Raw genomic sequence first — 13,489 nt, 5'->3', positions numbered from 1 at the left:
GTGTCTCCCGTGGTGGGCGAGGATGCGTCCGTGCCCATCACCGTGCCCACCACGGAGCGCTTCCTCGACGAGGTCGTCCTGCACACCGCGGCGTTCGCCGACGCCGTGCACACCGCGGGGCAGGAGGCGCGCGTGCCGACGTGCCCGGAGTGGACCGCGCGCGACCTCGCCGACCACCTCGGCGGCGTGCACCGTTGGTGCGCCGGCACCGTCTCCCGGCCCGGCGAGAAGCTCGTGCGTCGGGGACCGACCGACCCGCCGATGCCGGAGTCCGACGACGAGGTGTCGACCTGGCTCCTCGAGGGCGCCGCGGCCCTGACCCAGGCGATCCGCACGGCCGGCGAGGACACGGTGGTCGGCGGGTTCGGCGGGCCGGTGCCGGTGTCGTTCTGGGCGCGCCGGCAGTGCCACGAGACGCTCGTGCACCGCGCGGACGCCGAGATCGCGGCGGGCCGGGACCCGCTCGCCGACGTCGACCCGGTGATCGCCGCCGACGCGGTCGACGAGCACCTGGCGATGGTGACCCTGAGCGCCAGGCGCCGGCCCGACCTGCACGCCGACGGGGCCACGCTGCACCTGCACGCGACGGACGAGGGGCTCGGTGACGCCGGCGAGTGGGTCGTGACGCTGCGCGCCGAGGGCCCGGTCGTCGAGCACGCACACCGCAAGAGCGACGCCGCGGTGCGCGGTCCCGCCCGGGCCCTGCTCACCGTCCTCACCAGCCGCGAACGCCCCGAGGACGTCGGGGTCGACGTCCTCGGGGCGGCGGACCTGCTCACGCTGTGGCGCGAGCACGGCGGGGTCTGATCAGAGGGTGCCGGTGAAGACCGCGGGCTCGTGGTCGAAGGACGGGGTGATGTCGACCTGGGCCTCGCCGCTGTTCGTCGTCGTCGAGAAGGCCACCTCGTAGGTCATGCTGCGGCCGGGCTGCAGCTGGTTCTGCGGGGGCATGCCCGTCTCGGCGTCGAAGATCTGGGAGGCCGGGGCGCCGCCGGTCGACATCGCGGCCTGGAGCAGCACCGGGTCGAACGCGGCGCCGGTGTTGTTCGTGATCCGGACCGTGACGCTGTAGGCGTAGGGGTTCGTGGCGCCGGCCGCGTAGCGCGAGGGGTCGTACGAGGTCGGCTCGCTGACCGAGACGGCGAGGCCGTCGGCGTAGGTGAAGGTCTGGCCGAAGCCGACGGCCGTGGTGGCGGGAGCCGCCGGCGCACTCGCCGCGGGGGTGGTGGCGCCGATCGACGACAGGTCCTCGTTCAGCTGGGTCACCGCGTCGGCCACGATGACCAGGCCCCAGATGCCCAGGGCCACCGCCAGCACGCAGGCGACGACGCCGGTGACCGCGGTCTTCGTGTTGGTCGCGGCGCCGCGGCGGGCGCGGGTCACGCCGACCAGCCCGAGCACGAGGCCGACGACGCCCAGCAGGATCGCCCCCATCCCGAGCAGCGGGATCAGCCCGACGACCAGGCCGCAGAGGCCGAGCACCAGGCCGGCGATGCCCAGGCCGTTGCGCGGGGCGGCCATCGGCGCGGCGACCGGCACAGCCACCGGCACGGCGTGGCCGGTCGGCCGGGGCATCGCGGGCGGCATCGGCGGTGCCGCGACGGGAGCCATGACGGGCGCCGGCGCCGGGGCGCCCCGCGTCCCCGCGGCGGCGTGGAGCGCGGCGCGGGAGATCGGCGCGGTGGGCGGCTCGACCGAGGCGTCCTCCGTGCCGATCGGGCGCAGGGAGACCACCGGCCCCGACGGGTGCGGCTCGCGGGCTCCCGCGGCAGCGCGGTGACGAGGCGGCTGGACAGTGGTCATGGTGCGCGATCCCCCGACGAGATGTGTGGTGTCCGCCGTGCGACGGACCTGCCGCTCATGTCGTCGGGGTACGCGATCCGTTAGCAGCCCTCACCCGAACGAGTGGGTCGAGGGTCGTCGCAGGTCAGAGCGTCAGCACGAGCTTGCCGAACGTCGAGCCCTTCTCGAGCTCGCGGTGCGCGGCGGCCGCGTCCTCGAGCGGGAAGGTGCCGGCGACCCGGACCTTCAGGACGTCCTCCGCGATCAACCGCGCGATGCCGGTCAGCGCGACGCCGTCGGGCTCGACGAGGAAGTCGGTGACCCGCTTGCCCTCGGCCTCCGCCTGCTCCCGCAGCCCCTCGGGGACGCCGGACGGCACGCACACCACCAGCCCGCCGGGCCGCAGGACCGCCAGAGACGAGGGCCCGTTGATCTCGGTGAGGTCGACGGCGACGTCGATGTCCCGGGTGGCCTCGGCGATGTCCTCGGTGTGGTGGTCGATCGCGTCGTCGAGGCCGAGGGCGACGAGGTCGGCGTGCTTGCCGGCCGAGGCGGTGCCGACGACGTGTGCGCCGCGTGCCGTGGCGATCTGCACCGCGAGGTGCCCGACGCCCCCGCCCGCGGCGTGGATCAGCACACGCTGGTCGCGCTGCACGTCGGCGGTGTCGACGAGGATCTGCCAGGCGGTGAGCGCGGCGAGCGGGGTGGCCGCGGCGGTGACGTCGTCGACGCCGTCGGGGATGTGCGCGAAGTGCCGCGACGGCGCCGTCACGTACTCGCCGTAGCCGCCGGCCTGGCGCGGGAACCAGGGCATGCCGAACACGCGGTCGCCGACCGCGAACCGTGTGACGCCCATGCCGACGGCGTCGACCACGCCGGCCACGTCCCAGCCGACCGTGAAGGGCGGCGCGGCCATGTCCCCGCCGGCCGAGCCGAGGCCGGCGCCGCCCGCGCGGACCTTCGTGTCGACCGGGTTCACGCCCGCCGCCGTCACCCGGACCCGGACCTCGGTGGGGATCGGCTCGGGGACCGGCGCCTCCTCGACGCGCAGGACCTCCGGCCCGCCGGGAGCGTCCTGGGTGATCCGTCGCATGGTGGTCGGGGTGGTCGTCGAGGTCATGCTCCCGGCGTGCCCGCGCGGCGCTCGGAGCACACCCTGAGCAGGGCGGAAGTGGCTGGAGGCCCCTCGGTAAACTGGGCGTCATGGTGCAGTCCGATCCCGGCACGCGCGTGCCCGAGAAGCCGACCCTCGACGGCCTCGAGGACCGGTGGGCGCGCGTATGGGAGGACGAGGGCACCTACGCGTTCGACCGGTCGGCCACGCGCGAGCAGGTGTTCTCGGTCGACACCCCGCCGCCGACGGTGTCGGGGTCGCTGCACGTCGGGCACGTGTTCAGCTACACCCACACCGACATCGTCGCCCGGTTCCAGCGCATGCGCGGCAAGAAGGTCTTCTACCCCATGGGGTGGGACGACAACGGGCTGCCCACCGAGCGTCGCGTCCAGAACTTCTACGGCGTGCGCTGCGAGCCGAGCCTGCCCTACGACCCGGACTTCACCCCGCCCGAGAAGCCCGGCAAGCAGCAGATCCCGGTGTCGCGCAAGAACTTCGTCGAGCTCTGCGAGACGCTGACGGCCGAGGACGAGAAGGCGTTCGAGGCGCTGTGGCGTCGCAACGGCCTGTCGGTCGACTGGTCGCACGGCTACCAGACCATCGACGCCCGGGCCCGCGCGATCAGCCAGCGCGCGTTCCTGCACAACGTCGAGCGCGGTCAGGCCTACGTCTCGATGGCCCCGACGCTCTGGGACGTCACGTTCCGCACGGCGGTCGCGCAGGCCGAGCTCGAGGACCGCGAGCACACCGGTGCGTGGCACCGCATCGCCTACCACCGGGGCGAGCCCGGCGACGGGGGGCCGAACGGCGCGTCCGACGACGTGTTCATCGAGACCACGCGCCCCGAGCTGATCCCGGCGTGCGTCGCGCTCATCGCCCACCCCGACGACGAGCGCTACCAGCCGCTGTTCGGCACGACGGTGCGCTCGCCGCTGTTCGACGTCGAGGTCCCCGTGCTCGCGCACCCGGCCGCCGAGATGGAACGCGGCGCCGGCATCGCGATGTGCTGCACGTTCGGCGACCTCACCGACGTCGCGTGGTGGCGCGAGCTCGACCTGCCCAACCGCACGATCATCAACCGCGACGGCCGCCTGCTGCGCGACACCCCGGACTGGATCACCTCCGAGGCCGGGCGGCAGCGCTGGGAGGAGCTCGCCGGCGCGACGGTGCACACCGCCAAGGAGCGGATCGTCGCGATGCTCCAGGAGACCGGCGAGCTGGTCGGCGACGTCCGCCCCGTGACCCGGCCGGTGAAGTTCTACGAGAAGGGCGACAAGCCGCTCGAGATCGTCTCCAGCCGCCAGTGGTACATCCGCAACGGCGGTCGCGAGGCAGCCGGAGATCATGCGGGGGTCCGCGACGAGATGCTCGCCCGGGGCCGTGAGCTCGCGTGGCACCCGGAGTACATGCGCCACCGCTACGAGGACTGGGTGCGCGGCCTCAACGGCGACTGGCTGGTCAGCCGCCAGCGTTTCTTCGGCGTCCCGGTGCCCGTCTGGTACCCGCTCGACGGCGACGGCGAGGTCATCCCCGACAAGCCCCTCACCCCGGACGACGCCGCCCTGCCGGTCGACCCGACCACCGACGTCCCGCCCGGTTACACCGCCGAGCAGCGCGACGTGCCGGGCGGTTTCACCGGTGACCCCGACGTCCTCGACACCTGGGCCACCTCGTCGCTGACCCCGCAGATCGCGGGCCTGTGGAGCGTCGACGACGACCTGTTCGCGCGCGTGTTCCCCATGGACCTGCGCCCGCAGGGCCACGACATCATCCGCACCTGGCTGTTCTCGACGGTGCTGCGCAGCCACCTCGAGCACGACAGCCTGCCGTGGGCGCACGCCGCGCTGTCCGGGTGGATCCTCGACCCGGACCGCAAGAAGATGTCCAAGTCCAAGGGCAACGTCGTCACCCCGATGGGCCTGCTCGAGGAGTTCGGGTCCGACGCGGTGCGGTACTGGGCCGCTGGCGGGCGACCCGGTGTGGACACGGCCTTCGACCGCGGGCAGATGAAGGTCGGCCGGCGGCTCGCGATGAAGCTGCTCAACGCCTCGAAGTTCATCCTCGGGGTCGGGGTGGGGGACACGCAGCGCAGCGGAGCTGGACCCGTCGACGGGGACACGCAGCGCAGCGGAGCTGGACCCGTGGACGGGGACACGCAGCGCAGCGGAGCCGGACCCGTCGACGCCGGGGGCGAGCCCGACCTGTCCGCGGTGTCGGCGCCCCTGGACCGCGCGCTGCTCGCGCGGCTCACCGAGGTCGTCGAGAAGGCGACCGCGGCCCTCGACGACTACGACTACGCCGTCGCCCTCGAGGTCACCGAGCAGTTCTTCTGGTTCTTCTGCGACGACTACCTCGAGCTGGTCAAGTCGCGCGCCTACGGCGAGTTCGACGAGGCCGGCCGCGACTCGGCGCGCGCCACCCTCGCGGCGGCCCTGCGCGTGCTGCAGCGGCTGTTCGCGCCGGTGCTGCCGTTCGTCGCCGAGGAGGTCTGGTCGTGGTGGCAGGAGGGCTCGGTGCACCTCGCGTCGTGGCCCGACATCCACGAGCTCGCCACCTCGGCCGAGGCCGACCCGCAGGTCCTCACGGTGGCCTCCGACGTCATCGGCGGCATCCGTCGCGCGAAGTCCGAGCAGAAGCTCTCGATCCGCACCGAGGTCGAGAGCCTGTCGGTCCAGGCCGCGCCGGCCGCGCTCGAGGCGTTGCGGGAGGCCCTCGCGGACGTCCGGGCGGCCGGGCGGGTGCGCGACGTCGAGCTGGTCGTGTCGTCGGACGGCGAGCTCGTCACCACGGTCGGCGGCCCGACCGCCTGAGGTGGCCGACGACCTCCTGGCGTGGGTCGACGACCCCGACGCCGGCTGGAGCGTGGGGACCTTCGGTGCCCTCGCCGAGTTCCTGCGCGACCCCGACGAGCCGGCCGAGGTCACGCACGCGGGGGGTCGGGCCACCGTCGTCACCCCGCGCGGCGGCGTCGACGTCCGGCTGACCGAGGACGTCCGGCCCGTCGCGTGGGAGCGGCGTGCGGGCGAGAGCTGGAGCCAGGCCGTCGCGCTGTGCCTGTTCCTGCCCGCGGGCGGGCGCTCGGTCGTCACCGAGCTCGGCCCCGACGTCGACGCGCTGCGCGACGAGGACCGCGACGCCGTGCTCGTCGACCTCGGCGTCGGCGCGCCGCACCTCGAGGCCTGCGTGCGGACCAGCGATGCGGCGCTCCTGGCGGCCCTGCGGTCCGTCGAGGGCCGGCCGCTGAGCGAGGCCGGCGCGGTCGCCGGGACGCTGGTCGAGGCCGGGCCGCACCGCGTGTTCCGCACGGGCGTGGCGCGGCTCGAGGTGTTCACGCCGATCCCGCCACCGGACGGGACGAGCCCCGACGGCCCGCACACCCACCTGCTGCCGCGGCTGCTCGCCCGCGGGCGCACGCACGCGGCGACCGACCCCATCCCCGCCGGCTACGTGCCCGGCGCGACGATCCACCTCCCGCACCCGACCCGGTCCGTCGACGGCCGGCCGATCCGGGCGCGGCCGGAGCGGCACCGGCGCGCGCAGGAGGTCCTGGCCCGCTACGGCGACCCGCAGGCGGTCGCGGCGAAGGCGGCGGTGGCCGAGGCGCTGGCGACGTCGACGGCACCGCCGGCGTGGGCGCGGGAGCGCGCGTACCGGGCGACGGTGGAGCTGGCGCTGCGACAGTGCGAGGAGCTGGAGCCCGGGCACCCCCACCTCGCGGGGTGGCGTCGGGAGCTCCCGCGGGAACGGGTCGAGGGCGACGGGCAGCCGCTCACCCACGACCCGGCGCAGGGATGAGGGGCGCCGGGGCGGCCCCGGCGACCCCGGTCGGTCCTGGGGTCGGTCCTGGGGTCAGTCCTGGAGCTCGGACTGCGGCGTGATGGCGAAGCGGAACTCGTCCCCGTCGCCGCGCTCGGCGTCGGGCACCCGCTCCACGTCGAGCACCTTGTCGTCCAGGGCCGACGCGGCCTGGGGCTCGAGGAAGATGACGGCGCCGCCGCCCTCGAGCACGGTGTCGTCCGCGGCGGGCGTCGGGGCGACCGAGAGCTCGAGGCCCTCCTCCGCCATGTTCGGGGTGGCCGCGATGCGCAGACCCGACCCCTCGGGCATCTCGTTGGACTCGAGGATGGACGAGATGGCCTCGGCCGCCGTCTCCGTCAGTGCCAGCATGCCTCGTTACCATACGGGTCACGGATTGGTCACGCACGTGGATGCGCGTGCCGTCACGCGACGGATCCCCAGCTCCACGCGTCGAACACGGAGGGGAACGACAGGATGGCCCTCCCGGTGAGCCCCGAACCCACCGAACGGCGCGCTGCTGTCCTCCGAATGCTCAGCGCGTCACCGGAGGGCCTGTCGGACGCCGCCCTGGCCCGCGAGCTCGGCGGCGGCGTGCGGACCCAGACCGTCAACCAGCTCTGTCGGCGCCTGGCTGCCGAGGGCGAGCTCGAGCGCGTCGGCACCCGACCGATCCTCAACCGGCTGCCGGCGCCGAAGCCGCGGCGCGGGCGTCGGACGACGGGTGCGGGCAGCAGGACGAAGCGGTCCCGCACGGTCGCGGCCGTCCCCTCGTCGCCGGACACCGCGGACACCGCAGCACCTCCGGCAGCCGCCACCGACCCCCTCCTCGCCGGGGCGAGTCCGTCGGGAACCGACGCGTCCCCGGCGACCGAGCCGCCCACAACGGCCGACCCCGTCGTCGCCGCGCCGAACGCTTCGGGAACCGGAGCATCTCCCGCGAGTGACCCGGTGCCGCAGGTCGCGCCGGAGACCCGGACGCGGACGACGGCGGAGCCGACCACCTCCCCCTGCTACGACCCCCCGCCGTACGACGCGCTGCAGGCGTGGTCGCGGGTGGTCAACGTGCAGTCGCTGGTCGCCGGCTGGCTCGTGCGGCGGGGGGCGACGCTGCGCCGGGCCTCCGCGGACGGCACCGGCCCGGCCCGGGACCTCGTCGCGTCGCTGGACGGCGACGACGTGCACGTCGAGGTCACCGGCTGGCCGGCCGACGGGGCGCGGACCCACCCGACGACGATCGCCGGCGACTGGTTCTCCGCCGCCGAGCACGCCGCCGCCGAGCGACGTCGGGCACACCCGCGCGCGCGGATCGTCATCGCCCTGCCCGACACCCGCCGCTACCGCAGCCTCACCGAGCAGCGCGCGGCGTCGCTGGCGGGCGCGGGCACCGAGGTGTGGTTCGTCGACGCCGCGGGGTCCGTGCACGCGAGGTGAGGCTGACCTACCGGTTGCTCCCGACGGGCTCGGGGTACGACCGGCACGCCACCACGCGAACGGAAGGTCCCCATGTCCGCCGACATCACCGAGATGATCCTCGACGACCACGACTGGTTCCGGCGCCAGTTCCTCAAGCTGGCCGACCTGCGGGAGCAGCCCGAGGAGGCCGCGAAGGTGTGGAACTCGCTGGCGATCCAGCTCGAGATCCACGCGTCGGCCGAGGAGCAGCACTTCTACCCGTCGATGGCGCGCCGCGTCGACGACGAGGACGCGTCCGCCACCGAGGACGCCGTCGGCGACCACGACGAGATCCGCGAGGGCACCGAGAAGGCGCGCAACGCCACCGTCGGCAGCCAGGAGTGGTGGGACGCCATCGACGAGACCGATCAGGCGAACAACCACCACATGGCCGAGGAGGAGCGCGACGACCTCGCGCCCTTCCGCAAGGGCACCTCGCTCGCCTTCCGCCAGGAGCTCGGGGCGAAGTTCGAGCAGTTCAAGGTCGAGCACGCCGAGGGGCGCGGGCTGTCGTTCGAGGAGAAGGACCCGGAGCAGTACGTCCAGGCCGTCACCTCGCCGAGCCAGGCCTAACCGCCCTCCCCGGGCAGGTCGAACCCGATCGGCTGCACGGGGGTCGCCGGCACCGCCGCGCCCGCGTCGGCGGCGGGCGGGGCGCCGGCGTCGGTCACGAGCACGGCGGCGGCGCCCACCAGGCTCAGCGCGAGCAGGCCCGTCAGGGCGGGCACGGCCCAGCCGGGCGGGCCGCTGGGGACCGGCGTCGGCCGCGGTACCTGGACGACCGCCGTCCCGTGCGACGCGCGCATGGTGCGGGCGAGGAGCGGGAGGTCGTCGGTCGGGGCCGGGTCGTCGACGAGGTTCGGGCGCGGCAGGACCAGCGCCGCGGCACCCGCCAACGAGCTCGCCCCGGCGGGCGCGGCGACCACGCGGGCCCGCCAGGCGCCGGCGAGGTGCTCGACGACGGGGGTGTGCTCGTCGGCGACCACGACCGCGTGCGGCGCGCGGGCGCCCTCGGAGGCGTCGGCGGTGTCGCGCAGGGCGTGGTCGAGGAGGTCGGTGAACTCCGCGCGGTCGAGGTAGACCTCGGCCTCGCCGGCGGTCACGACGAGCTCCTCGCCGTCGGTGGCGCACATCAGCCGCCGCGCCTCGCGCAGCTCCCGGCCGAGGTGGGCGGCGTCGCGGCGCCCGACGGGGTCGGTCCGCCGGCGCAGCGCCTCGGCGATCTCGGGCGCGACGACCGCGAGCTTCGCGTGCACGACGCCGGTGAGCAGCGCGTCGAGCCGGGCGCCGAGATCGCCCGCCCCGCCGGTGCCGATCTCCACGCCGTCGTCCGCGGTCCGGGTCCGCCAGACGACGGGCTCGTCGCCCCGCGCGTCGACGACCACGACCGGGGTGCCGGCCGCGAAGGTCACGAGGCGGGAGCCCGCGAACGCCACGGCCTCCGGCAGCCACGACGGGTCGGGGAGGCCGGCGAGCTCGACGGCCTCGGTCAGGGCGGCGAAGCGGTGCTGGTCGAGATCGCCGGGCACGACCAGCACGAGGTGGTCCGGCGGACCGTCCTGCGCCGCGACCGCCGCGGCCAGCGAGTCACCCAGCGTCCCGGCGTCGCCGTCGACGAGCCCGACGTCGATCGGGCGGTGGTCCTCCTCGTCGACCCGGATCGCCCGGAGGGCGTCGGGCACCGCCTCGACGACCATCGTCCATCGATCCATGTGTCCCCCTCTGATGGCGCCCGACGTGGGTCCGAGCAGGCGTTCTGGTGCTCGGCTGTTCGGCCCCACGTGGCGCGGCGTTAGCCCTTCCGGGATCTTCTGCCACGATCGATACCTCGCGGTAGGCCGTTCGCCGATTGGCCAGTGACCGGGGGCATCCGTCCGGGGAACGAGGACGGGTCCTCCGGTGAGTAGTTCCCCCCATCCCGCCCACGGCCGGGTGGGGCGAGGGTGTCGTCCGTGCCCGCGACGCTCGCCGACCACGCCGGGGGAGGTGCCGTGACGAGCCCCGACGTCTCGCCGCGCGCGCGGGCGCACCCCCAGCTGGTCCCGCTGTGGCGCGGCCTCGTGGTGTACCGGGTCGTGACGCTGGTCGCGGCGCTGGTCAACGTCGCGCGCTTCGCCGGGGAGTGGGCGCGCCCGGCGCTCGGGGTGGCCGTGGTCGCCGTGATGGTCGCGTGGACCGCCGTGTCGTCGGTGCGCTACCTGCGCCGCGGCGACGCCGGCACCGCGGTCGCCGACCTGCTGATCACGGCCCTCGCCACCGCGTCGACGCTGCTCGTCGACACCCCGGAGCGCCTGGCGCAGGGCGGCTCGGTGATCACGACGGTGTGGTCGGCCGGTCCGGTGCTGGCGATGGCGATCGCGCTGGGGTGGCGGGGCGGGCTCGCCGGCGCGGTGGTCACGGTCGGGGTGCTGTTCGGCGTGCGGCGCGCCCTCGACGGCGACCTGCTCTTCGACGCCCAGCTCCTCGTCATCGCCGGGCTCGCGGTCGGGCTCGCCGCCGACACCATGCGCCGCTTGGTCGAGCAGCTGCGCGCCGCCGCCGCCCGCGAGGCCGCGACCGCCGAGCGCGAGCGCCTCGCCCGCGACATCCACGACGGCGTGCTCCAGGTCCTCGCGCTCGTCCGGCGGCGGGGCGACGAGCTGGCGAGGACGAGCACCGCCGACGACAGTGCTCCCGGCCTCGAGCTGGCCCGCCTCGCCGGCGAGCAGGAGGTCGCGCTGCGCCGGTTGATCACGTCGGCGCCGACGCCGGGTCCCGACGGCACGGTCGACCTGTCGTCGCGGCTCGCCGGGGTCCTGCCCGCCCACGCATCCCTCGCCGTGCCCGCGGAGCCGGTGCTCCTGCCCGCCACGGTGGTCGACGAGCTGGCCGCGGTGGTGCGCGAGGGCGCGGGCAACGCCGCCGCCCACGCGGGTCCCGGCGCCGGCCTGTGGGTGCTCGTGGAGGACGACCCGGCGGCGGTCACCGTGAGCCTGCGCGACGACGGCGTCGGCATCCCCGAGGGCCGGCTGGACGAGGCCGTCGCCGAGGGTCACCTCGGCGTGGCCGCGTCGATGCGGGGACGGGTGGACGCCCTCGGCGGCACCATCACGCTGCACACCGGGCCCGGCGAGGGCACCGAGTGGGAGGTCGTCGTCCCGCGGAGGAGGAAGCCGTGACGGTGCGGGTCATGGTCGTCGACGACCACCCGATCTGGCGCGAGGGCGTCGCCCGCGACCTCGCCGAGCGGGAGGTCGACGTCGTCGCGACCGCTCCCGACGGCGCCGCCGCGGTGCGCATCGCGAAGGCCGTGCGCCCCGACGTCGTGCTCATGGACCTGCAGCTCCCCGAGCTCTCCGGCGCGCAGGCGACCGAGCAGATCCGGACGGCGCTGCCCGACACCCGCGTGCTCGTGCTCTCGGCCAGCACCGAGCACGGCGACGTCATCGAGGCCGTGCGCGCCGGGGCGTCGGGCTACCTCGTCAAGTCCGCCGGCATGGACGAGCTGGTCGACGCGGTCACCCGCACCGCCGCCGGCCAGGCCGTGTTCTCCCCCGGCCTGGCGGGCCTCGTGCTCGGCGAGTACCGGCGCCGCGAGACCGAGGCCCCGGACGCCCCGCAGCTCACCCCGCGCGAGACCGAGGTGCTCCGCCTCGTCGCCAAGGGTCTCACCGCCCGCGCGATCGCCACCCGGCTGACGCTCTCGCACCGCACGGTGGAGAACCACGTCCAGAACTCCCTGCGCAAGCTCCAGCTCACCAACCGCGTCGAGCTGACGAGATACGCCATCGAGCGCGGTCTGGACGCCGACGAGTGACATGTCCTGGTTGACATGTCGTGCTGGACAGGTGGACGCTGCTCCCGTGGAGCACGGGAAGAACGAGGGCGACGACGAGCCCGGCTACTCGGTCCTGCAGCAGTTCTCCGGGCTGTTCTTCGACGTCGGCGCCCCGCTCGTCGCCTACTACGCGCTGCGGCTCGCGGGCGCGACCGACTGGGTGGCGCTGCTCGTCGCCTCGCTCGTCGCCGGGGTGCGGCTGGCGTGGGTGGCGGTGCGCACGCGCCGGGTCACGTGGTTCGCGGCGCTGATGCTCACGGTGTTCGGCGTCGGGCTCGCGCTGGCGTTCGTCGACGGCGACCCGCGATTCCTGCTGGTCACCGACTCGTTCACCACCGGGCTGGTCGGCCTGGTCTTCCTCGCGAGCCTGCTCGGCGGCACGCCGCTGACGCTCTCGGCGTACCAGACCTCGCAGCCGCGCCGGGCCCGCGAGATGGCGGAGCTCTACCGGACGCTGCCGCCCGTGCGCCGCACGTTCCGGGTGTCGGCCGTGGTGTGGGGCGTCGGCCTGCTGCTCCTGGCGATCGTGCGCGTCCCGCTGATCTACCTGCTGCCGCTCGACGTCATGGTCGGGCTGTCGACGGCCATGCTCGTCGCCGTCATCGTCGGGCTCTCGGTCTGGAACGGCTGGTACGGCGCGCGCACCGGGCCGAAGGCCCGCGCGTGGGCCGAGGCGCACGCGCAGGAGCCCACCGCTACGGCGTGACCGGCCTGGTCAGCCCGGCACCGTAGCCCCGAGCCGCGCCAGGCTCCACAGTGCCCACCCGTGCACGGCCTCGTACTGGCGCAGCCCGTACTCGCCGGCGAGCCGGCCGAACGGGACCTGCGCGCCCGGAGAGTGCTCGGCGTCCTCGGCGTCCATCAGTGGGCGCAGCTCCGCGATCCGGTCCGCGCAGTGGGCGGCGATGCCCTCCAGCAGCCGGCGCGCGTCCTCGGGCTCGAGGGACTGCACGAGGAACATCCGCAGCACCGTCTCGTCGCGCACGGTGGTCTGCTCGGGCCAGTGCAGCATCCAGCGCCGCAGCTCGAGGCGGCCGTCGTCGGTGAGCGCGTAGGTCTTCCGCCCGCGCGGGCCCGTCTCCTCGACGACGACCTGCCCGGCCTCGGTCATCTTGGCGAGCTCCGGGTAGATGCGGCTGTGGCCGGCGTGCCAGGCGTAGCGGCCGATGCTGCCGTCGAAGGCGCGGGTGAGGTCGTAGCCGCTGGCCGGGCCGTGGGCGAGCAGACCCAGGAGGGCGTGGCGCAGCGACATGGGCGCACGCTAGCAGTCCATCTGGACATGTCCAGGTCGACAGGTCACGGTGGGGCCCGACGTCGTGATCAACCGACGTGGTTCCCGAATCCCATGTGAGCACTTTCCACGGCTATAGCCGTGTGTGGTGTCTCAGCACATCTGGCACAGGTCTGTCTCAGCGCATCGGAGACAGGTTGGTGGTCCGCTGGTAGCGGATGGTGCGGTCGAGGGTAAGGCTGGCGGCGACGGTGTCGTCGATGAGCACGGTGAGGCGGTCGCCCTGCCAGAACAC

General features: G+C 74.7%; 13 protein-coding genes. 8 read left to right on the top strand and 5 right to left on the bottom strand.

Going from position 1 to position 13,489, the window contains the following annotated elements:
• Positions 1 to 30: 30 nt before the first annotated feature.
• Positions 31 to 807, top strand: coding sequence for a maleylpyruvate isomerase family mycothiol-dependent enzyme (locus PGB27_RS09580; protein WP_274200149.1), 777 nt, complete (start codon positions 31 to 33; stop codon positions 805 to 807).
• On the opposite strand, the gene PGB27_RS09575 is transcribed toward PGB27_RS09580, so the two are convergent.
• Together PGB27_RS09575 and PGB27_RS09570 are read right to left on the bottom strand one after the other, a co-directional pair.
• The gene (locus PGB27_RS09575) at positions 808 to 1,803 is read right to left on the bottom strand and encodes a hypothetical protein (protein WP_274200148.1); all 996 of its coding nucleotides are present in this window, start codon (positions 1,801 to 1,803) and stop codon (positions 808 to 810) included.
• A gap of 124 nt (positions 1,804 to 1,927) precedes the next feature.
• Positions 1,928 to 2,902 carry an NADP-dependent oxidoreductase gene (locus tag PGB27_RS09570; protein ID WP_332843787.1) on the bottom strand — a complete coding sequence of 325 codons (975 nt, stop codon included), beginning with the start codon at positions 2,900 to 2,902 and terminating at the stop codon, positions 1,928 to 1,930.
• An 83-nt stretch (positions 2,903 to 2,985) separates the two neighbouring features.
• On the opposite strand from PGB27_RS09570, the gene valS reads away from it, so the two are divergent.
• Positions 2,986 to 5,706, top strand: coding sequence for a valine--tRNA ligase (valS, locus tag PGB27_RS09565; RefSeq protein WP_274200147.1), 2,721 nt, complete (start codon positions 2,986 to 2,988; stop codon positions 5,704 to 5,706).
• Position 5,707: 1 nt separating this feature from the next.
• The gene (locus PGB27_RS09560) at positions 5,708 to 6,691 is read left to right on the top strand and encodes a DUF6925 family protein (RefSeq protein WP_274200146.1); all 984 of its coding nucleotides are present in this window, start codon (positions 5,708 to 5,710) and stop codon (positions 6,689 to 6,691) included.
• 54 nt (positions 6,692 to 6,745) lie between these two features.
• On the opposite strand, the gene PGB27_RS09555 is transcribed toward PGB27_RS09560, so the two are convergent.
• Positions 6,746 to 7,063, bottom strand: coding sequence for an adhesin (locus PGB27_RS09555; protein WP_274200145.1), 318 nt, complete (start codon positions 7,061 to 7,063; stop codon positions 6,746 to 6,748).
• A gap of 159 nt (positions 7,064 to 7,222) precedes the next feature.
• Here PGB27_RS09555 and PGB27_RS09550 point away from each other — a divergent pair, with 159 nt between their 5' ends.
• Both PGB27_RS09550 and PGB27_RS09545 read left to right on the top strand, forming a co-directional pair.
• Entirely contained in the window at positions 7,223 to 8,125 is a 903-nt protein-coding gene (locus tag PGB27_RS09550) for a hypothetical protein (protein ID WP_274200144.1), read from the top strand.
• Between the two features lie 72 nt (positions 8,126 to 8,197).
• Positions 8,198 to 8,719, top strand: coding sequence for a hemerythrin domain-containing protein (locus PGB27_RS09545; protein WP_274200143.1), 522 nt, complete (start codon positions 8,198 to 8,200; stop codon positions 8,717 to 8,719).
• Here PGB27_RS09545 and PGB27_RS09540 read toward each other — a convergent pair.
• Positions 8,716 to 9,858: a hypothetical protein gene (locus tag PGB27_RS09540; RefSeq protein ID WP_274200142.1), complete on the bottom strand. Its 1,143-nt coding sequence runs from the start codon at positions 9,856 to 9,858 to the stop codon at positions 8,716 to 8,718. The two genes, PGB27_RS09545 and PGB27_RS09540, sit on opposite strands and share 4 nt — an antisense overlap.
• Before the next feature lie 240 nt (positions 9,859 to 10,098).
• Here PGB27_RS09540 and macS point away from each other — a divergent pair, with 240 nt between their 5' ends.
• From macS to PGB27_RS09525, 3 genes are read left to right on the top strand one after another with little or no spacing between them, the layout of a single operon-like run.
• The gene (gene macS / locus PGB27_RS09535; protein WP_274200141.1) at positions 10,099 to 11,304 is read left to right on the top strand and encodes a MacS family sensor histidine kinase; all 1,206 of its coding nucleotides are present in this window, start codon (positions 10,099 to 10,101) and stop codon (positions 11,302 to 11,304) included.
• A gap of 11 nt (positions 11,305 to 11,315) precedes the next feature.
• Positions 11,316 to 11,942, top strand: coding sequence for a response regulator (locus tag PGB27_RS09530; protein WP_274200597.1), 627 nt, complete (start codon positions 11,316 to 11,318; stop codon positions 11,940 to 11,942).
• A 46-nt stretch (positions 11,943 to 11,988) separates the two neighbouring features.
• A complete protein-coding gene (locus tag PGB27_RS09525) occupies positions 11,989 to 12,669 on the top strand; it encodes a VC0807 family protein (protein WP_274200140.1) in 681 nt (226 codons plus the stop codon).
• 9 nt (positions 12,670 to 12,678) lie between these two features.
• Here PGB27_RS09525 and PGB27_RS09520 read toward each other — a convergent pair whose 3' ends face one another.
• Positions 12,679 to 13,215, bottom strand: a complete 537-nt coding sequence (locus PGB27_RS09520) for a PadR family transcriptional regulator (protein WP_274200139.1) — start codon at positions 13,213 to 13,215, stop codon at positions 12,679 to 12,681.
• Positions 13,216 to 13,489 lie beyond the last annotated feature (274 nt).

Source organism: Actinomycetospora lemnae, assembly GCF_028737315.1.
In the GTDB taxonomy this organism is placed as follows: Bacteria; Actinomycetota; Actinomycetes; order Mycobacteriales; family Pseudonocardiaceae; genus Actinomycetospora; species Actinomycetospora lemnae.
Note: the sequence above shows the minus strand (reverse complement) of the source record. Positions and strands in the feature narration are given on the sequence as shown.